The following is a 20,263-nucleotide window of genomic DNA, read 5'->3' on the forward strand; positions in this document are numbered from 1 at the left end:
TACCCATGGCGCGGCACCGACCAGCCGGTAACCTTATATAACCGATCAGTCTCCATCGAGGAAGAGCAGTGCTGGATAAGATTGCCGGATTCATCGTCGACAGGCGCGGCCTCGTCGTCTCCGTCATGGCGTTCCTGACAATTGTCGCCAGCATTTTCATTCCTCGCGTCGGTGTTATCACTGACCAAGCAGAATTCTTACCCTCAGATTCCCAGATGCGGCGTGGCCTCGACCTGATGGACCAGCAGTGGCCCAACGACATTCAACCGCGAACCGTTCGCGTCATGTTCACCGGCCTCGACGAGGACGAAGAACAAGACATCCACGACGAACTTGCCGAAATCCCAGGAGTGAGCCAGGTTGAATGGGAGGCGGGCGCTCCTCAGTTTCACTCCGGTGAGCACACTCTTTACATCGTCAATACCGAGTATGACTACGACTCGCCACAAGAGCTTGCCATTGAGCAAGCGATCCACGATCGTTACGGCGACGACAACATGGTCATGCGCAATGACAACCCATCTCCAGCCAGCGAGCTACCTACATGGATCCTCATTGCCGCCATCGGCATGGGCGTCATCATCCTCTTTGTCATGTGTGCTTCGTGGCTCGAACCCATACTTTTCCTAGCCGCCATCGGCATGGCCGTGTTACTCAACCTTGGAACCAACATTTTCCGAGGCTCAATCGCGGAAGTCACCTTCACCATCGGTGCAATCCTGCAATTAGTCCTGTCGATGGACTACTCGATTATTTTGATGAACCGCTACCGGCAAGAAAAAGCGGCGGTTCAGGGGCGCGCCAACGCTATGAAGAAAGCGCTGCGCCACTCCTTCTCAGCGATCTCATCAGCATCGGTGACTACTGTCGTCGGACTGCTCATGCTGTGCTTCATGTCGATGACTATCGGCGCAGACCTGGGTATCGCACTTGCCAAAGGCGTCTTCATCTCGATGATTTGCGTCTTCACAGTTCTACCCGCGCTCATCTTGTGGAGCGACAAACTCATCGACAGGACAACCAAGCCTTTCTTCGAACCCAATCTCAAGAAACTTGCCGGATTCGAATACCGCTTCCGTTGGCCACTCACCGCAATCTTTGCTGTCCTTTTCGTCGGCTCCTACATTCTGTCCAGCCAAACACCCGTCGTCTATACGCTGGCCAAAGAAGACCCGGTCGCCGAAGTTTTTCCCGTCGAAAATGAGATGGTCTTCCTCTACAAAAATGACGCACACGACAGCGCCGCAAAATTAGCTGACGACATCGAGGACGAGGACGAAGTCAGGGCCGTAGCGTCCTATCCGTCGACGCTCGGGCGCCAACGCACCATAAGCGAAATGACCGACATGCTCGACACCATGGGCGCGCGCGGGCAATTCGACGCAACCACCCTCGGCCTCGTCTACTACTTCGCTCATGACGGTGCTGGAGTCGAGTCGATGACGGTACCGGCATTCGTCTCCTTCTTGACCGATGACGTTGCTAAGAATAGGACTCTGTCGCGGTCCTTTGACAAGAGCAACTTCAGTCAGATTGAAAAGCTCAAGAAATTTACTAACCCCACCGAGCTGACGGCCCGAAAAAACGCCACCGAGCTCGCACAATTTCTTGGCCTTGGACAGGATGAAGCCACACAGATCCTGCTGGCTTACTACATTGCTCATGGAGTCGCCGACCCTGGCACAATGAGTTTGCCAGGCTTCGTATCCTTCGTCACCGGTGAGGTCGCCCGCGATCCCGAATACGGCCAAATGTTCGACAGGGCATCGCTGCGCCAGCTCCGGCAACTATCCACCTACACCGATGCTGCCCAAATGACGAGGCAAGCAGATGTTTACGACCTCGCCGAGTTGATGAGAATGGACCCGCAGGATGCGGCGTACGTCCTCATGTACCGTGAAGCGATCCAAGGAAACTACGCCGGCGAGACGATGACACTACCCACCTTCGTCTCCCTCGTACGAAACGATGTCGCAACAAATCCTGAATTCTTCGAACAGATCAACGCTGAACAAGTTCAAGCTCTCGACCAGCTAGCCCCACTGACCGAAAAAACGCGCCTCACTACGCCACTGAACGCACAAGCTCTAGCTTCTGCGCAGTCCATGGACCCCGCCCTCGTTGGCCAAATCTTCGCTCTCAAAGCCATGAGTGAAGGACGTGATCCGGCATCGGTGACCACCATGTCCGTTCACGACTTCACCACGTTCCTGGTTGACTCCGTCCTCGCCGACCCCAGTTCGCCAGCCGCCGCAGCCATCCCATCTGCCGAAGCTGCCCGCCTCAAAGAGGCCAAGAAAATCATGGATCTGACGGTGAGCGAAACGCAGATGACTCCTGTGCAAATGGCAGGGCTGACCGGTATGGATCCCGCGCAGCTTGGACTGCTTTACGCCTACGGAGCAATGGAAGAAGATGCGGAATCCTGGAGTGCCAGCCCGCACGAGTTCATCCACTTCCTGCTCGACCAGCAAGATACTTTCGGTGATCGAATTGCTGATCAGGCAGACCAGCTGCAAAGCCTGGCCGCCATCATCGACACATCCATTGCTTCCACGCAACTGACACCATCAGAACTGGCTGGATTGCTTGGAACAGACGCAGATCAAGCTCGACAGCTCTATCTTCTCCACATCTCGCGTCACGGTGACACCACATCCTGGGGAATGAACGTCCAAAACTTCCTTGGTTTCATCGTCGATGAGCTTTTGACCAATCCTGATCGTGCGAAGGCTTTTAGTGCCAGCGAAGCTAACCAGTTGCGGGGCATTCGTGCATTGGTTGACGCAGTCGTTGGGGGTAAGTCCCTTCCTTCCGCGGAAATGGCAGGGCTTTTTTCCGGCCTTGAACGTAGCGTCGATGCGCAGACGGTTGAACTGCTCTACCTGCTACGCGCAGTGATGACCGAGGCCGATCCATCCTGGACGCTCTCTCTTGATGAACTCTTCGATCACCTGCAGTCTGACGTGTTGGCTGATCCGCGTTTCGACGGCCTGATTGACGAGGGGACGCGCGACACAATCGCTCAAGCTGAAACCCAGATCAACGAGGGGCTTGAGCAGCTTGTTGGCCCGCAATGGTCCCGACTGGTCATCACCACCATCTTCGAAGCCGAATCGCCCGAGACCAGCCAGTTCGTTGACATGCTCTTCAAGCGTTGTCGGTCAGACTTTGGCGGCGATTGCTACCTCGTTGGTAACTCCATCATGACCTACGAGATGAGTGAATCTTTCGGGTCCGAAAACCTGATGATCACTCTTTTGACGGCGTTGGCGATCTTCATTGTCGTTGCCCTGACCTTCCGGTCGTTGTCGGTGCCGCTTCTGCTCGTGCTCTTGGTTCAATGCGGTGTGTTCATAACTGTGACAACCATTGGCTTGCAGGGCTATGACAACTACTACCTCGCGCAGCTCATGGTCCAGTGCATCCTTATGGGGGCCACGATCGACTATGGCATCGTATTGACGACGTACTACCGGCGAAGCCGCAAGACCATGGGGATTGCGCACGCGTTGTCGGCCTCGTACGACGGGTCAATCCACACGATCTTGACGTCGGGTTCCATCATGATTTTCGTGACCGGCATCTTGGGGTATCTTTTCGAGAACCCCACCATTGCTCAGATTTGCCGGACGATTTCCATTGGCGCATTGGCAGCAACGTTGCTGATCATCGTGATCTTGCCGGGGCTGTTGGCTGCCTTTGACTCTGCGGTGGCAGGCAAGGGGAGGCTACGAGGGCGGCATTAGGCGGTCTGCGTGTCAGTGAGCACATCGGAGCCGGTATGGATGCGCTGGCTATTTCGGTGAATCAGTCAACGGTGACGACCTGTGAACGTACGATCCACAGGCCGAAACGGTCGAGGGCGCGTTGCAACTGGTCTTGGCTCGCCTGACCGTTGCGAGTGAGTACGCAGTAGCGTTCTTTGGCTTCGTGGCTTTCAAGGTTCGTCTCTTGGAAACCATTGCGTTTGTAAAACGCTAGGCGGCGAACACGTTGTTCGTAGTTGTCAAAGCCTTCTTCGACTGGCTCGATTTCAAGGACTTGAGTGTGGTCGTCATAGCGTTCGCCGAAGGCGTCGAGGATGCGGGACCCGTAGCCGCGTGAACGCCTAGTGTCATCAACGGCTAGGAATGCCAGATAGGCCAGGTTGTCGGTTGCCATGGAGTAGGTCAATCCTGCAACTTTGTCTGGTTCAGCCGGATCGAACCAGGCGAGGAAGTCGCACGAGGGGCGCAGTGCGTTCAAGCGTAAGAGAGGCAAGGGCACTTGTTCCGAGGGCGGAAAAGCTCGCTTATACAGGTCGCGGACTTGCTGACTCGTCGAACCAAAGCTTGGGACAGGCCGACAAATGAGCGAGGGCGAAGCAGGCGTGGTCATGGGTAGAGGATAAACATAGCCGCGGTTGAGTGCCTGGTTGGGGCACTAGTGATGCTTATGGACGTCCCTCGGGGAACTTTTGTGCGTCCTTCGCGGGAGTTTTGTGCGTCCCTCGCGGGGGAGGGGAAGAGTCACACGATCTTGATCAGGGTCCTTTCAGGGCAGTGGGGTAGGGTTTTTGACGGCACGATTCAGGAACCTGAAAAATCGAAGGGTGCTTCATGCTTGAGCTGCGCAACATTACGAAGGCATACACCACCGCTTCTTTAACGCAGGTCGCCCTCGACAACATTTCCGTCGCCTTTAGAGACAACGAATTCGTTGCAATCCTTGGCCAATCCGGCTCAGGAAAAACCACCATGCTGAACATCGTCGGCGGGCTCGACCACTTCGATAGCGGCGACCTCGTCATCGATGGAATCTCAACGAAAGACTATCGGGACCGCGACTGGGACTCCTACCGCAATAACCGCATTGGCTTCGTCTTCCAGTCCTACAACCTCATCCCGCACCAAAGCGTCCTCGCCAACGTCGAACTGGCCCTGACACTGTCGGGAGTCTCTCGCAAAGAACGACGCGCACGCGCCCTCGACGCCCTCAAAGAAGTCGGACTCAGCGACCACATCTACAAGCGTCCTTCCCAAATGTCGGGCGGTCAGATGCAGCGAGTAGCCATCGCGCGCGCCCTCGTCAACGACCCAGAGATCCTGCTCGCAGACGAACCAACCGGCGCCCTCGATTCCAAAACCTCCGTGCAAGTCATGGACCTGCTACGAGACGTCGCCAAAGACCGCCTCGTCATTATGGTCACGCACAACCCTGAGCTGGCTCGCCAATATGCCACTCGCATCGTCGAACTTGCCGACGGGCAAATTGTTGCCGACTCAGCGCCCTTCATTCCGGGCACCGAAACTATCCGTCAGGCCAAAGCTCCCAGGAAAACCTCAATGTCCCTGTTGACGGCGCTATCGCTGTCTGCCAATAACCTCATGACGAAAAAAGGACGAACCGTCATGACGTCTTTCGCTGGATCCATTGGCATTATTGGGATCGCAGCCATTCTCGCCCTCGCCAATGGAGCCAACGACTACATTGCGCGCACGGAAGAAGAAGCACTGACCTCCTACCCGCTAACCATCCAGAAAACGGCCATGGACATGGAAGGGATGCTCGCTGGCCCAGCCAGCCAAGACCAAGACGACAGTGAACAAAGCGGCGAAACATCCACCGACAGCGGCACGCAAACAAAAGCTCGAGTCAAGGTTAGTAAAGGCTTCACCGAAACAATGAACTCGGCCAAAACCAACGACCTGAAGACCCTCAAATCATTCTTCGACGCTAATGGTGGCAAGATCAACGACTACGTCGAAACAATCGAATACTCTTATAACGTCACCCCTCAGATCTACCTCGAAGACACCACAAAAGGCGTCGTCCAGGTCAGTCCAGAACAGGCCTTCGCCACGCTGTCCTCCGCCTACGGATCGGGGGCATTTCGAGGCTTCGTCTCGACAGAGGCCTTCGGGCAACTCCCAGCGTCAAAGTCCCTCTACGAAAATAAGTACGAAGTCGTAGCAGGGCAGTGGCCCGACGATGCAGACGAACTCGTCCTCGTCCTTGATTCAAACGGATCAATGCAAGACCTGTTCGAATACGCCCTGGGACTACGCGACCACGCCGAACTCGACAAAATGATGGAGGACTACTACTCGGGGCAGATGGGCACACGCCCCGGTGGCTCTCAGCTAGATGCCTCTCAGTCAGCCCAATCGGGTAGCACCGCCGACGCGGATAACGCAGCGACGTCTAGTCGTAGTAGGAACGACAGCTACACCTACGATGACATCCTTGGCATCACCTACAAACGGATCAACCCAGCAGAGAAGTATGTCTACGACGACACCTACAAGGTGTGGACTGATAAATCTAACGACCTGGCCTTCATCAAAGACAAGATCGCTCACGGCCAAAACCTGCGCATCACGGGGATCGTCAAAGCCACAGATGATGACGTCACCACTCTTCGCCAGGGCATCTTGTACACGCCCGAGCTCACCGAACAGATGATCCAAGAAGCCCAGTCTTCCCAAATCGTCAAGGAACAGCTCGATCAACCACAAAGGGACGTCTTCACAGGGAAAACCTTTGACCAGTTAGCTCAAGAAGCTAAAGAAGGCGCCCAATCTGACTTTGACATGACCTCGCTGTTCAGCATTGACGAAGCGAAAATTCAGGCTGCATTCCAGGTTGACCCGAATGCTTTGCAAATGGACCTGTCTGGTTTGGACTTGTCGGGTATGGATACCTCGGCGCTGGATATGAGTGATTTCCAGATGGACTTGGCTGACATGGACTTGTCCGGCATGGATTTGTCACAGGCTATTGATCCCGACGCTTTTGACCTGTCAAAAGTCAACTTGGGGGACTTGTCGCAGATATACCCGCAGCTTGCTCAGGTCGACTATGTGACCATCATTCAGTCCGCCTTGGCTGACGGCGCCGTGGGAGATACGGCTGGTGAAGAACTGGGACGGGTCGCAACCCAAATTGCCGACGGTTACGCCGCTTATGCAGCCACCAACTCTGATTCAGACGGAGACGGAACACCAGATGTTGATGCGGCTCAACTGGTCACTGATTATCTCCAGACCCAGGAGGTTTCAACCCTCTTACAAAACACCGCCTCGTCTGACCGAGTGATCGATTCCGAGAAGCTGACGGCAAACTTGGCTCAAGCACTTGGGGAAGATCCAGCGATCGAAGGGATCGCTCAGACAGTGGGCCAACGTCTGGCCACCAGCATCGGAACCCAGATTGCCGCCCAGCTGGGCTCGGCGTTGTCTTCGGGTGTGAGCGACATGATCTCGACCTATATGACGTCGGCGATGACGTCAGCCATGTCGGGCATCATGCAGGCCGTCCAAACACAGTTGACCAGCCAAATCGAAACGGCAATGGCAGGTTTTGCGCAGTCCATGGCCAATGCAATGAGCTTTGACCAGAAAGCTTTTGCTGACGCCTTCCAAGTGAACATGGATGAAGACGACCTCGCTGCCCTCATGTCAACGATGATGCGCACGACCGTCAGCTCCTACGAATCGAACTTGGCCAAGCTGGGGTGGGGCGACCTGAATGAACCCAATGACATCAGCATCTATCCCACGTCTTTTGAAGATAAAGACCAAGTGAAGAAGATCCTCGACGACTATTCACAGGCGAAAATCGCTGCCGGCCAGAACGCGCAGGCGATTACATACACAGACATGGTCGGCATGCTCATGTCCTCTGTGACGCGCATTATCGACATTATTTCGTGGATGCTCATCGCATTCGTGTCGATCTCCCTGGTGGTGTCCTCCATCATGATTGCGATCATCACCTACATTTCGGTGCTCGAACGCAAGAAAGAGATCGGCGTTTTGCGATCAATTGGGGCTTCGAAGAAAGACATCAGTCATGTTTTCAATGCTGAAACTGTGATCGAGGGCTTGCTCGCAGGAATTATGGGAGTGGGGATCACTTTGATGCTGTGCGTGATAGCCAACGTCATTGTGTCCCAGACACTCGGCGTGGACAATATCGCCCAACTACCTGTCAGCGCCGCGATGGTGCTCATTTTGATCTCTGTGCTGCTGACTTTGGTGGCGGGTCTTTTGCCGGCTCGTAAAGCGGCGCGCGAAGATCCGGTGGAAGCGCTACGGTCAGAGTGACGTCGCTGTCTAATGGGAGGAACCAGTTATGCCTACGCCTGCAAAGCTTGCCACCGATCGTCGTGTTGCTGTTCTGATTGCCGATGGCCTGGAAGAAGTTGAAGCCCTTGCCGTCGTCGATATTTTGTTCCGCGCTGGGATCCGCGCCGATATGTTGGCGGTGGGGGAGTCGCTGCAGGTGACGTCCTCGCATCTCATTTCTTTCACCTGTGACGAGCTACTGAGTAATGTTCAGCTGTCTGACTATGAGCTGGTGTTCCTGCCCGGAGGAATCCCTGGGACGCCGAACCTCAAAGCCTGCCCTGCTGTTGTTTCCGAGGTCGAGCGCCGAGGAGCCTCGGGGCAGTGGCTTGCTGCGATTTGTGCGGCGCCCTCAATTCTTGCCGAGGTCGGAGTTTTACAGGGGCGTCGGGCTACGGCGAATCCTGGGTTCATGGATGCTATTGATGAGGGCGGTGCCACGTCATGTGAGGACGCTATTGTTGTTGACGGGCACATCATCACGAGCCGCGGCATGGGAACCGCGATTGACCTGGGCTTGCAGATTGTCCGAGTTTTGCTCGGCGAGGACGCGGTTGAGGCTGTCAAGAAGGGCATTGTGTATCAAGGCTGAGCGAGGGGTGCATTTTGTGCGTCCTTCGCGGAACTTTTGTGCGTCCCTCGTGGAACTTTTGTGCGTCCCTCGGGGGAAGGGAGTGGGGATAAGACACGAGCGGAAAGGAAGACGAGGCGGGGTTAGGGTAGAGACGTGAATCCTCAAGACTTTTCCGCACTCGCGGCCTCGCGCCACTCTGTGCGTGACTTCCAAGCCACTCCTGTGCCCCAAGAAATTTTGGACCGCATCCTCGCCGATGCTGCCCAAGCTCCTTCCTGGTCGAACACTCGCCCCTACATGATTGCCTTAGCGCAAGGCGAACAGGCCGAGCGTCTACGCGCCGCTTACGTTGCCGAGTTCAATAAGACCCTCGATGTTCAGCACGGACAGCGCGGAGCCAAAACAAAAATGGTGCTTTCGGGCAACGTCCCCGACGGCGACTACAAAGTCTGGGCACCCTACCCGCCAGACCTGCGCGTTCACAGCGTCCAAGTCGGCAAGAGCCTCTACCGACACATGAATATCGGGCGCGAAGACCGTGAGGCACGCGATCAAGCCAGCCGCAGGAACTGTGAAGCTTTCGGAGCCCCAGTGATCGGCTTTGTCTTCATCCATAGTGGTCTCATGCCCTTTGCTGCGCAGGACGCCGGGCTTATGCTTCAAACGCTGTTCCTGTCTGCCAAAGCCAACGGCGTTGACTCATGTCCTATTGGAATCCTTGCCACCTGGCGAGGTCCCGTAGATGCCGAGTTTGAAATCCCCGAGGATTACAAACTCATCACCGGATTCGCCCTCGGCTACGCATCCGACGCGCCAGTCAATGACTTCCGGGCCGAACGCCGGCCGATCAACCTGGTGCCTGCAAAAACCCACTGAAGCTATACCCGCTCGCATGCAAGTGGAACCAACAAGCTGGTGAGTAGCTGAAACTCAAGGAATATGAGCAAGAAGAAAACGCGTACCTGGCCGCAAGAACCTGAACCGCTGACACGGGCAGTCATGGACAATCACACTCATCTACCCGTCCATGAATTAGAGATCCCCAAAGCGGACGGCATCCGATTGAGCTTGCCCGATCAGATTCAACGGGCCCGAGCGGCCGGCGTCACTCACCAGATTTCTTCAGCTTGTGAGCTACCTGACTTTGATCCGATGCTCGACATTGCCCGCCAACACGAGGGCATTCGCGTCGCCCTCGCTATCCATCCCAACGAATCGGCACTGCACGCCGGACACGCAGAACCGTCTCCCGATGGACTGACTCCGGAACAAAAGGACTACCACATCCCCCTCGTGGAAGCACTCGTCGAGGTCGAGCGACGCCTCGCCGACCCAATGGTCGTAGCAGTCGGAGAAACCGGCCTCGACTTTTTCCGAACAGGCCCCCAAGGACGTCAAGCACAGGCTGACTCTTTCAGAGCCCACCTAGAGATGGCGAGAAACGCAGGACTCCCACTGCAGATCCACGACCGTGATGCCCACGAGGAAACCCTTCAGATCCTCGCCGAGTCAGCAGGTCCGGATCAGCAGATCGTATTCCACTGTTACTCCGGCGACGCCGAGATGGCCCAAAGCCTCAAAGACAACGGCTGGTACGCCTCATTCTCGGGAACCATTACCTACCCGGCCAACGAACACCTACGCCAGGCGCTCGCGGTCCTTCCTCGTGAATTGGTCCTGGTTGAAACCGATGCGCCTTACCTGACTCCGGCACCTCATCGAGGTAACCCAAATTCGTCCTACGTCATGGTTCACACTGTTCGTTTCATTGCTGACCTGTGGGGTGTGTCAGAAGACCAGGCTTGCGATCAACTCATGGCTAATTCGCAACGCGTTTACGGCATTTGGTGAGCACAGGCAGGGGCTGGAGCTACACCTATGCCTTGGTGAGGTATTGGCGAACTCCCTATCTGTGGACAACCTGTGAAGTGGTGAGACCGCACACGAAGGTTCGCCATTGTGGTCACGGATTGGTTACGGTAGTTCAGTTAAGTCCGGTCCCGGACGACCGAGGCGCGAACCGCCTCGTCGTTTGATTCCGGAAAGTACGAACTCTGGAGCCACGTGATTTCGCATCCTTCCCGCCGCACTGTCATCGCGACCGCATCTGTCCTCGCTCTGCTAGTGACGGGTACGGCCGGAGCCTCTATGGCAGCATCACATCGCGATGTCACGATTGAGGTCGATGGAGTGGCGGCTCCTGTCTCAGGGTTCTTTGCGGACGTTGAAGGTGCTCTGCGAGCTGGTGGTGTCCAGGTTAGTGAGCACGACTTGGTAGCTCCCCAAGCCACTGCTGCTCTGAGTGACGGTGAAACCGTTGTGGTGCGCACAGCCAATCAATACATGCTCAAAGTCGACGGTGAACCCATCACAGCCTGGTCCACCGCGCAAAGTATCGATGGAGTCCTCGACTCTGTCGAAGCTGACGGATCGATTGTTATGGCGGCGGATCGTTCGGTGACACGCGACACCTTGCCTGCTTCAAGTCAGGCATCTACCCTTGCCGTCGAAGCGGACGGCAAATCCATCGAGGTCGAAATGACACCGTCGGACACGGCTGACTCGTTGCTTGCCAAGGCCCAGATCGCCACCTCACCTTTGGATCGCGTCGAATTCGTGTCAGAAAATGGCGCGATGCTTTTGCGCGTCCAGCGAGTGACGCGAGGTCACGTCACAGAAACTGAAGCAGTGGCGTTTACAACTGAGGAACGCTCCGACGATACGATCTACGAGGGCGAAACCCAGGTTCTGCAAGAAGGAGCCGATGGCTCGGTGACAACAACCCGTTATCGCGAGACGGTGGGCTCAACGGTTCTCGTTGATGTGGTGGTGTCCCAGGATAAGAAAGAACCAACGAACAAAGTTGTTGCCGTGGGCACCAAGAAACGTCCTGTTGCTGCCGCATCGACGTCTTCTTCAACCAGTTCGTCAGCGAGTTCGTCCTCCAGCGCCGCGTCAGGCTCCTCAGCGGTGTCCGGTGACGTGTGGGCAGCGCTTGCTCAATGTGAATCCGGTGGTAATCCGGCCACGAACACCGGTAACGGCTACTACGGTATGTATCAGTTCTCTCTGAGCACCTGGCAGGCAATGGGCGGTTCGGGTCTACCTTCCAATGCTTCTGCCGCTGAACAGACCGCACGAGCTCAGGCGCTTCAAGCCCGGGCTGGGTGGGGCCAGTGGCCTGGCTGTGCCTCACGACTGGGACTGCTGTGACTTCGAGGTGCTTGGGGCTTGACGTGGCTGAAATGAGAAGGGGAGGCGCGCAACTTTGAGTGGCTTCTTATCCCAGCTGTTAGCTCGCGTCGCCTCGGCCGGCAGACGCATCATCGCTTTCAACCCTTCTCGACGTTGGGTTTCTTCAGCGGCACTGAGCGCCGCAACGGCAGTGATCTTGACCGCGGGTGTGAGTACAGGTGTTTCTCGCACTGAAGTGACCCTGGAAGTCAATGGCGTTAGCCAACCCATCGTTATTTGGGGTGGCGGGGTCGACGAAGTCCTACGAGTCAGTGGCGTTGAACTGGGCGACCATGACCTGGTTCAACCATCCTTGGGAACACCCTTAGCCAAAAATGACACGGTGATTGTGCGCACCGCCAACGAATACACCATCACAGTTGATGGGCGTGCACGGACAGTCTGGTCCACTTCAAAATCTGCTGACGCAATCCTCGCGGACTCCGTTGGTCTCGGTGGCGACGTAACTCTTGCAGCAGATCGATCAAATAGTCGCGCTGCTCTGACTTCTCTCGTGTCACGTCCTCGAACAATCCAAATCGCGGCAGATGGGATCATCCAGGAAGTCCTGGCGCAGCCCGGCGCCGATGCGCATGCAGTGCTGGCATCTTCGGGGATCGACGTGCGACCTTTGGATCGCGTGAAGATCTCACATTCTGAAGAAGGCTCCCTCAAGATCGACGTGACCCGCGTTGATCGAGGACAAGCAACCCAAACGATTGAGATTCCTTTCGACGAAACAACGAAAGAAGATGGAGCCTACTTCAAGGGCGAATCCGTTGTGACATCCAAGGGCGAAAAAGGCTCAGCCGAACAGGTTGTGTGGAGTGAAACTCTCGGAGGCGAGGCCACACACTCTGTGATCGTTTCTGAGCACGTCACCAAGGAACCGCAAGCTCAGATTCGTGCGCAAGGCACCAAAGAAGTAACGCCTGAAGCGCTGATCACTGCTGGCCTAGATCCCAAGGCAACTTTGGAAGAGGGGACCGAGGCCGACGGAACAACCTCGGTTCGCTATCGCGCAAAACTGGGCACCCTTTCCAGCGATGCGGAGATCAATGCAATCGTCGGCGGACTGGATTCTACACAGGCAGCTGCAGCCGCGGCGGCGGCACAGTCGGCGGGGGTTCCACTCGTGTACTCGGGAGAGGACCCCAAGGCCATCGCCCGAACAATGGTGGCTGCCCGTGGCTGGTCTGATTCTGAGTTCCAATGCTTAGTCACACTGTGGAACCGCGAGTCCCATTGGAACCCGTATGCTGAAAATGCGTCCTCCGGCGCCTACGGTATTCCTCAGTCTTTGCCCGGATCGAAGATGGCTTCAGCTGGAGCCGATTGGAAGACTAACCCCGCCACCCAAATCACCTGGGGCTTGGGCTACATCGCCGGCCGCTACGGAACTCCGTGCAGCGCCCTGGGACACTCGAACTCGGTGGGTTGGTACTGAGTTCAGCAGGTTGTGTTTGCGAGGGATAGCCCCGCATCCTAGAAACGCGGCGGGTGTTTCCCAAATAGGTGCATTCTTGGTCACAACCTGTTAAGGTGTGATCCACACATCAAGTGCTAGAGCTTAGAGAAGGGCACGGTCAAGCTGACCGTGCCCTTTTTCGTGCCCTGATCCCGAAGGAGTGATCAATTGTGTCCACGTTTCGTACAGCGAAATGGGTCCGACTGGTTGTCTTGGCCCTAGGAGTTGGAGTAATTTTCCAACTCCCATACATCCGTGAAACTTTTTATGTCCCGCTGCAGAATGCCCTGCAAGTTAACGATGCGCAGATGGGCGCTCTTAATGCAGGATTTGCTATGACCGCGACAGTCTCCTACTTTTTGGGTGGATTTGTTGCAGACCGCTTCTCCTCAAGAAAACTCATCGCATTTTCACTTATTAGCACGGGCCTACTCGGGCTATGGTTCGCTTCTTTCCCAGGCTATGACATCAGCCGACTTATTTATGTCCTCTGGGGCGTGACAACAATCGTTACGTACTTCCCAGCGCTCATTAAAGCAACCCGCAATTTAGGTGGTAGTGACGAGCAAGGTCGAATGTTCGGCTTCCAGGAAGGACTCCGAGGTCTGGCAAACACTCTTCTTGTGTTCGGAATGCTCGCGGTATTCAATGCATTCGGGGGAGGTGTTACTGGAGTCTCATGGGCCATTTCTGTGTGTGCCATCTCGAATATCGTTATCGGAGTACTGTCCTATATTTTCCTTGCGGATGACCTGCCGGCTGAAAATAGAGAAACCGTAAAAGAGCTGGCCTCTGGAATCGTTGAGGTATTGAAGAATCCGCGAATATGGCTAATTACCGCGGTCGTCTTCACTACCTACACGGCCTACGGTCTGATTGCCTACGCCAGTCCTTACATAGTTCGATTCGCTGGTGCTTCCGAAGAACTGTCGGTGACGATTGGTGGAACCCGGTATATTATTCAATTCTTCGGCGGAGTTCTCGGTGGAATACTGGCCGATAGGATTGGTTCCAGGCTGAAGGTCATTATTGCTGGATATGTAGGAATCATTTTAACTTACGGTCTCTACTTTGTTATTCCTGCAACTCAGGCGGCTATTCCATTCCTGATTGCTAACTTCATGTTGGGTATGTTCGTCATCTATGTCATGAGATCTCTATATTTTGCGATTATCGACGAATCTCGAGTGCCTGTCCGCATTACCGGACGAGCGTCGGGTGTTATTACTGCGCTTGGCTATACGCCCGATCTCTTCACTTTTATCATGGTCGGTTCATGGATGGACTCGTTCGGTCGAATGGGCTTCCAAATGACTTTCGGTTACGCGATGGCGATGGCAGCAGTAGGCATGGTGCTGGCCATTATTCTTTTCCGCTCTATTCAACGAGGCGCACAAGGAGCGCCAGATCCCAATGAGACAATGGAGGTCGTCAAATGAACATCAAAGATTTTTCCCTTGATTTCTTCAAGCTCGCAGGTAAGAAAGCAATTGTCACTGGCGGAAACACGGGTCTAGGCAGTGCTTTTACCCTCGCATTAGCGAAGGCTGGGGCTGACGTCTACATCCCATCCATTGCACCTGATGACGGTGTCATTCGGCAACTAGTCGAAGATGAAGGCCGAACTATGGTCTACCGGGAAATAGATATTACTGCTGAGGGAGCAGCAAAGACCATCGTTGATGATTGTGTGCAGCAGTTAGGGGGAATAGATATTCTGGTCAACAGTGCAGGAATGTGCAATCTTGCAACTGTTGAGGAATTTGATCGTGCTCAATGGGATCCGATGATTCAGCTTAACTTGACGGCTGCTTTCGATCTCAGTCACGAAGCTATACGGTTCATGATCCCGCAAAGATCCGGGAAGATTATCAATATCTGCTCTCTGTTCTCATTCTTAGGTGGGCAGTGGTCGCCAGCCTATGCTGCAACTAAGCATGCCCTGGCGGGCTTTACCAAGGCATACTGTGATGAACTGGGTCAATACAATATCCAGGTTAACGGTATCGCTCCAGGTTATTACGCTACCGCGATCACGGAGACTACTCGCTCTAATCCAGAAACAAATCAGAGGGTGCTCGATCATATTCCCGCAGGGCGTTGGGGGGAGCCACAGGATCTCATGGGAGCGACGGTATTTCTGGCATCGCAGGCATCGAACTACGTTAATGGGCAACTTCTTGTCGTAGATGGTGGTTATCTTGTCCGCTAAGAAAGAGCCATTGATCCTTGCGATTGACGGAGGTTCGCAGAGCACTAAAGTCTCACTGTTCAGTCTTCAAGGTGAACTCATATGTCAGTATTCGGAGAAATTGCAGCCAATGAGGCTAGCACCAGATGGAGTTGTCGAACATCCCGACGATGACTTGTGGACTTCACTTATAGCTGCATGTCGTGGGCTTTGGGAGATTTTTGATGGCGACCGAAATGACATTATCGGTGTAGGCCTCTGCACCATTCGGTTCTGTAGAGCCTTATTGAAGTCAGATGGAACGCTTGCACAGCCTGTTCTTAGCTGGATGGATCAGCGAGTGTCACGTCCTTATGAGCATGTGAATCCAAAAGTAGCCTGGGTGACAACAAGTAGTGGTTATATCACCCACCGGTTGACTGGGGAGTTTAAAGACACTGCAGCCAACTACGCAGGGCAGTGGCCTCTGGATCCCCACTCTTGGAAGTGGTCAGAAGATTCGAAGGTCTGGAAGACTCATGCTGGGTTGAACCGATCGATGCTATTTGAACTAGTTCAGCCCGGTGCGGTCGCCGGTCAAATCACCGAGCGAGCATCGCAAGATACAGGTATCCCCGCGGGTCTTCCTGTGGTCGTAACCGCAAATGACAAGGCCGTCGAAGGACTGGGAGGAGGCCTCCTCGAAGACAATGAAGCATTGGTATCTCTGGGGACCTACATCACAGGAATGATGCTGGGCCGTGACTACGTTGATGACTCAAAAACGTACTGGTCGAACTACTCAGCGTTAGCAGGTAAATACCTCTATGAGAGCGACGGTATTCGTAGAGGAATGTGGACCGTAAGCTGGTTGGTCAGTCTTCTAGGCCCGGAGTTTGCTGATTCGTGCGGAGCACAAGGAATCTTACCTGAGGCAAAGCTGGATAAAGAGGCGAGCCTAGTCAGCGTGGGTAGTGATGGCTTAATAGTTGGATTAGATTTCCTTGCACCTGCGGATCGGCCGCATCTCAAGGGGACCTTCATCGGGCTAGATGCACGTCATACGCGCGCGCACATGCATCGCTCAATTATTGAAGGCATTGCGATGACCATGTCGAGAAATGTGAGCAAGATGGCTGCAGAAAGAGGGATTTCACTTGAACGGCTAATTCTCAGTGGTGGAGGCGCGAACAGCGAATTGATGTGCCAGATATTTGCTGACTGTTCTGGTCTTCCGGTGGTGCGAAATGTGAACAGTGGAGGGGTGGGGCTAGGAAGCGCCATGCTCGTAGGGATAGCACTGGGCTACTTCGCAGATGCTGCTTCCGCTGCTACGGCATTCGCCCGTCGTGGGGATGAGTTTTATCCAAATGCAGAGGCTCACAAAACCTATCAGAAAGTTATAAGTTCCATTCAACCACAAATTTCAGCCACACTCGACCCTATTTATAAAAATACATACAAGATCTTTGGATAGGAGATATTATGGAACGCCAAATGATTGTTGACATGTTAAGGCAAATGCTGCCTGAGAATCGCGTCATTACTGACAAAAAGACGCTTGAGAAAAATTCGATTGACAGATTCCGAAAATATGAAGACATTAAAGGGGTTTATACGCAGCCGCTGCCGGCAGCTGTGGTTAAAGTAGCTGATGCGGACGAAGTCTCTAAGGTCTTGTCATTTGCGAACCAGCACGGAATTAACGTTGTTCCTCGGACAGGTGGATCAGCCACTGAAGGCGGACTAGAGACTGCGGTAAAAGATTCCATCGTAGTCGATGGATCGTTAATGTCGAAGATTCTGTCAATTGATCCCACCGATATGCAGGTAACTGCACAGTGTGGAGTTGTGCTCGAAACTTTAGAAAATATTTTGCGGGAGCAGGGATTCACAACTGGACATTCTCCTCAATCTAAGCCCTTAGCTATGATGGGAGGACTTGTCGCTACTCGAAGCATTGGCCAATTCTCAACTTTATATGGTGGCATCGAAGATATGGTCGTTGGCCTTGAGGCTGTACTACCGGATGGGACCGTCACAAGGATTAAGAATGTTCCTAGACGTGCTGCAGGTCCCGATATTAGGCATATTCTAATTGGTAATGAAGGGTCTTTAGCTTTCATTACAGAAGTTACAGTCAAAATCTTCAAGTATCGTCCCGAAAATAACATATTCCTTGGGTATGTGATCGACGATATGAAGACTGGATTAGAAATCTTGAGAGAAGTCATGGTAGAGGGTCTGAGGCCTTCTGTTGCACGTCTTTATGATCCAGAGGATGGGCATTACTACTTCTCGCATTTCGCGAATAATAGGTGTGTTTTAGTCTTTATGACAGAGGGTGAAAAACAGATCTCAAAGTACACAGCAGAAGCGATCGATACGATCGTCCGCGCGAACAGTGGCGCTGCTCAAGTGGAGTCAAAGCTTATCGAGGACTGGTTCAATAATTTGAATTGGGACGTCAGTAAAGTTGAAGATGAGCGCCAGCAAATTCTTGAGACTGACAATATCGGTTTTACGACTGAGGTGTCCGGCTCATGGAGCGTTATCCATGATATTTACGTCGCCTGCATGGAAAGAGTGCGCAAGGAGATTCCTGACATCACGATGCTGGGTGGGCATTCATCTCATAGCTACATCAATGGCACAAATATCTACTTCATGTATTACTACGACTTGGTGGATATCGAGCCGGAAGAAGAGATTGAGAAGTATCACGACCCGATCAATAAGATTATCGTGGAAGAAACTTTGAAGCTTGGTGGTTCCATGGTTCACCATCATGGAATTGGTAAGCATCGAACCGCGTGGGTTGAGCAGGAGCATGGGTCTGCCTACGTGTATCTGACGAAACTGAAGGAGGCTTTCGATCCGAACGGCATCATGAATGCTGGGACGGTCTACCCGCTCGAAAAATAGTCGAATAGCTGGCTCTTGGGATTCCCTGTTTTGGGATATCCATGGCTCCGCAGCGCTGTGCCATCTGTGGTGTGTCACAGCGCTGCGGGCTGCATGGTTTACTGAGCACAACCTTTTGGTTCGGCAGTCAGGGGTCATATGAGGAGGATTAATGAGCGTCGAAGCTGGATCGGACTCAACGCGTGGTTCGCAGACCAAGATGGGCATCAGTCCGGCAGTTTTTGGGATTCCGTGGCTGTTGCTTGCCACCATCGCTGTAGTTGCCCTCGTGAGTGGAGAGGTGTTTCTGCGAGGCCTCAATCTATCTACCAGCTTCATACTTGGTAATTTTGCGTGGCTCTTTAACTGGACCGCATTGGCCTGTCTGATTGTAGTAATCTTTGCCTATTTCTCTCCGTTTGGCCGCCTGCGAATAGGTGGTTCTCGTGCCCGAGCAAAAATTTCTTTCCGCTCATTAATTTGGATCGTTCTCTGTACGATGATCGCAGCAGGCCTGCTATTTTGGGCGGCAGCAGAACCGATATATCATTTGTCGACTCCGGCATTGTCAAGTAGGGCAGTTCCGGGGAGTCCAGAGGCGATATTATTTGCAATGAGGACGATGTTCCTCGAATGGACATGGGCGCCTTTTGCGATATACACTGCATTTTCGCTGATTTGTGCGTACGTGTTTTTCAATCTTGGTGAGAGAATATCGGTAGGGTCGATACTTGTTCCCCTATTTGGGCCAAATGTTCAACGCGTCAGTAGAATTGTGGATATCGTTTGTTTATTTTCCCTCGGCGCTGGAATGGCTGCAAGTCTAGGGACTGGTACCATTACTATTGCTGGTGGCATATCCAGTCAATTTGATATCCCGTCGAGTCCGTTGCTCTGGGGCATCATTATTTTTCTAATCGTTTTAATATTTGTTTTCTCTTCAATTACTGGTGTTATGAAAGGCATTCGCCTACTCTCTTCCTTTAACTCGAAGATATTTTTTGGTATTTTAGTATTTTTTGCTCTTTTTGGCCCAACTGTCTACTCGTTATCGATTGGCACTGAACGCTTTGGTTCTTACTTGTCAAACTTTTTCTTCGATATTCTAAATACGGGGACTGCATTTGAAGACGGGTGGAATCAATCGTGGCCGGTTTTCTACTGGTGTAATTGGCTGGCATGGACTCCTGTTACCGCAACTTTTATTGCCTCGATTTCTCGCGGCTTTACCATGAGGCAACTTATTTCCGCAGGCTTAATTGTTCCGTCCGTGTTCTCTATGCTTTGGATTACCCTGGTTTCCGGAGCCTCAATATACTACGAGACACAAGGTGTTGATATATCCGGATATATGGCAGCCAACGGACCTGAGTCCGCGATTTACATCATCTTTCAACAGCTTCCCTTTTCTAGAGTCGTGATTCCGATTTATCTGTTCATCGTTTTTATTTCGCTCGTTACGGCGTCGGATTCAAACACCACAGCCGTCGCCGAGATATCTACGCGAGGGACATCGTTGATGGAAGACAAGAAGAACATGCCCGCTTTGTTCGTCAAGATCATCTGGGGTGTAACGATAGGCCTAGTTGCATGGTTGGTGATATCCTACGGAGGGGTTGAAGGGATTAAAGCCGCTTCAAACCTTGGCGGGTTCCCAAGTATGTTCCTAGTGATTTTGGGGCTCATCTCCCTCGTTGTCGTAATGTCGCGCATCGGCGGTAGATCTTCCAAGAATCTGGAGACTGTTGATCCTGCTGGATTTTGGTGATAGTAGTGGCGCAGGAGCCTTGGTGCATGCAGAA

Annotated in this window: 13 protein-coding genes; 12 read left to right on the forward strand and 1 reads right to left on the reverse strand. The window is 53.5% G+C overall.

Going from position 1 to position 20,263, the window contains the following annotated elements; translation table 11 throughout:
- Window positions 1-68: 68 nt before the first annotated feature.
- On the forward strand, window positions 69-3,749 hold the full coding sequence (locus G439_RS0108100) for an MMPL family transporter (protein ID WP_022868681.1): 3,681 nt from the start codon (window positions 69-71) through the stop codon (window positions 3,747-3,749).
- Window positions 3,750-3,810: 61 nt separating this feature from the next.
- Here the strand turns inward: G439_RS0108100 and G439_RS0108105 are convergent, their stop codons facing one another.
- Window positions 3,811-4,380, reverse strand: a complete 570-nt coding sequence (locus G439_RS0108105; RefSeq protein WP_022868682.1) for a GNAT family N-acetyltransferase — start codon at window positions 4,378-4,380, stop codon at window positions 3,811-3,813.
- A gap of 221 nt (window positions 4,381-4,601) precedes the next feature.
- On the opposite strand from G439_RS0108105, the gene G439_RS0108110 reads away from it, so the two are divergent.
- From G439_RS0108110 to G439_RS11650, 11 genes are all read left to right on the forward strand, one after another.
- Window positions 4,602-8,090 carry an ABC transporter ATP-binding protein/permease gene (locus G439_RS0108110; RefSeq protein WP_022868683.1) on the forward strand — a complete coding sequence of 1,163 codons (3,489 nt, stop codon included), beginning with the start codon at window positions 4,602-4,604 and terminating at the stop codon, window positions 8,088-8,090.
- A 28-nt stretch (window positions 8,091-8,118) separates the two neighbouring features.
- Window positions 8,119-8,703: a DJ-1 family glyoxalase III gene (locus tag G439_RS0108115; protein ID WP_022868684.1), complete on the forward strand. Its 585-nt coding sequence runs from the start codon at window positions 8,119-8,121 to the stop codon at window positions 8,701-8,703.
- A 135-nt stretch (window positions 8,704-8,838) separates the two neighbouring features.
- A complete protein-coding gene (locus G439_RS0108120; RefSeq protein WP_022868685.1) occupies window positions 8,839-9,561 on the forward strand; it encodes a nitroreductase in 723 nt (240 codons plus the stop codon).
- 63 nt (window positions 9,562-9,624) lie between these two features.
- On the forward strand, window positions 9,625-10,536 hold the full coding sequence (locus tag G439_RS0108125) for a TatD family hydrolase (protein WP_022868686.1): 912 nt from the start codon (window positions 9,625-9,627) through the stop codon (window positions 10,534-10,536).
- A 213-nt stretch (window positions 10,537-10,749) separates the two neighbouring features.
- The gene (locus G439_RS0108130; protein WP_022868687.1) at window positions 10,750-11,898 is read left to right on the forward strand and encodes a resuscitation-promoting factor; all 1,149 of its coding nucleotides are present in this window, start codon (window positions 10,750-10,752) and stop codon (window positions 11,896-11,898) included.
- A 55-nt stretch (window positions 11,899-11,953) separates the two neighbouring features.
- Window positions 11,954-13,366, forward strand: a complete 1,413-nt coding sequence (locus G439_RS0108135; RefSeq protein ID WP_022868688.1) for an aggregation-promoting factor C-terminal-like domain-containing protein — start codon at window positions 11,954-11,956, stop codon at window positions 13,364-13,366.
- A 191-nt stretch (window positions 13,367-13,557) separates the two neighbouring features.
- Window positions 13,558-14,826 carry an MFS transporter gene (locus G439_RS11645; RefSeq protein ID WP_022868689.1) on the forward strand — a complete coding sequence of 423 codons (1,269 nt, stop codon included), beginning with the start codon at window positions 13,558-13,560 and terminating at the stop codon, window positions 14,824-14,826.
- Window positions 14,823-15,599: an SDR family oxidoreductase gene (locus G439_RS0108145; protein ID WP_022868690.1), complete on the forward strand. Its 777-nt coding sequence runs from the start codon at window positions 14,823-14,825 to the stop codon at window positions 15,597-15,599. Before G439_RS11645 ends, G439_RS0108145 begins: the two co-directional genes overlap by 4 nt.
- On the forward strand, window positions 15,589-17,034 hold the full coding sequence (locus G439_RS0108150; RefSeq protein ID WP_207382275.1) for an FGGY-family carbohydrate kinase: 1,446 nt from the start codon (window positions 15,589-15,591) through the stop codon (window positions 17,032-17,034). Before G439_RS0108145 ends, G439_RS0108150 begins: the two co-directional genes overlap by 11 nt.
- A gap of 8 nt (window positions 17,035-17,042) precedes the next feature.
- Window positions 17,043-18,482 carry an FAD-binding oxidoreductase gene (locus G439_RS0108155; protein WP_022868692.1) on the forward strand — a complete coding sequence of 480 codons (1,440 nt, stop codon included), beginning with the start codon at window positions 17,043-17,045 and terminating at the stop codon, window positions 18,480-18,482.
- 151 nt (window positions 18,483-18,633) lie between these two features.
- Entirely contained in the window at window positions 18,634-20,229 is a 1,596-nt protein-coding gene (locus tag G439_RS11650) for a BCCT family transporter (protein WP_022868693.1), read from the forward strand.
- Window positions 20,230-20,263 lie beyond the last annotated feature (34 nt).

This window comes from Schaalia vaccimaxillae DSM 15804 (genome assembly GCF_000420425.1).
GTDB lineage: Bacteria > Actinomycetota > Actinomycetes > Actinomycetales > Actinomycetaceae > Pauljensenia > Pauljensenia vaccimaxillae.

Excerpts from the sequence above, each read along its gene's own strand:
- G439_RS0108105 (WP_022868682.1), bottom strand. The coding sequence starts at position 4,380 with ATGACCACGCCTGCTTCGCCCTCGCTCATTTGTCGGCCTGTCCCAAGC.
- G439_RS0108110 (WP_022868683.1), top strand. The coding sequence starts at position 4,602 with ATGCTTGAGCTGCGCAACATTACGAAGGCATACACCACCGCTTCTTTA.
- G439_RS0108115 (WP_022868684.1), top strand. The coding sequence starts at position 8,119 with ATGCCTACGCCTGCAAAGCTTGCCACCGATCGTCGTGTTGCTGTTCTG.
- G439_RS0108125 (WP_022868686.1), top strand. The coding sequence starts at position 9,625 with ATGAGCAAGAAGAAAACGCGTACCTGGCCGCAAGAACCTGAACCGCTG.
- G439_RS0108145 (WP_022868690.1), top strand. The coding sequence starts at position 14,823 with ATGAACATCAAAGATTTTTCCCTTGATTTCTTCAAGCTCGCAGGTAAG.
- G439_RS0108155 (WP_022868692.1), top strand. The coding sequence starts at position 17,043 with ATGGAACGCCAAATGATTGTTGACATGTTAAGGCAAATGCTGCCTGAG.
- G439_RS11650 (WP_022868693.1), top strand. The coding sequence starts at position 18,634 with ATGAGCGTCGAAGCTGGATCGGACTCAACGCGTGGTTCGCAGACCAAG.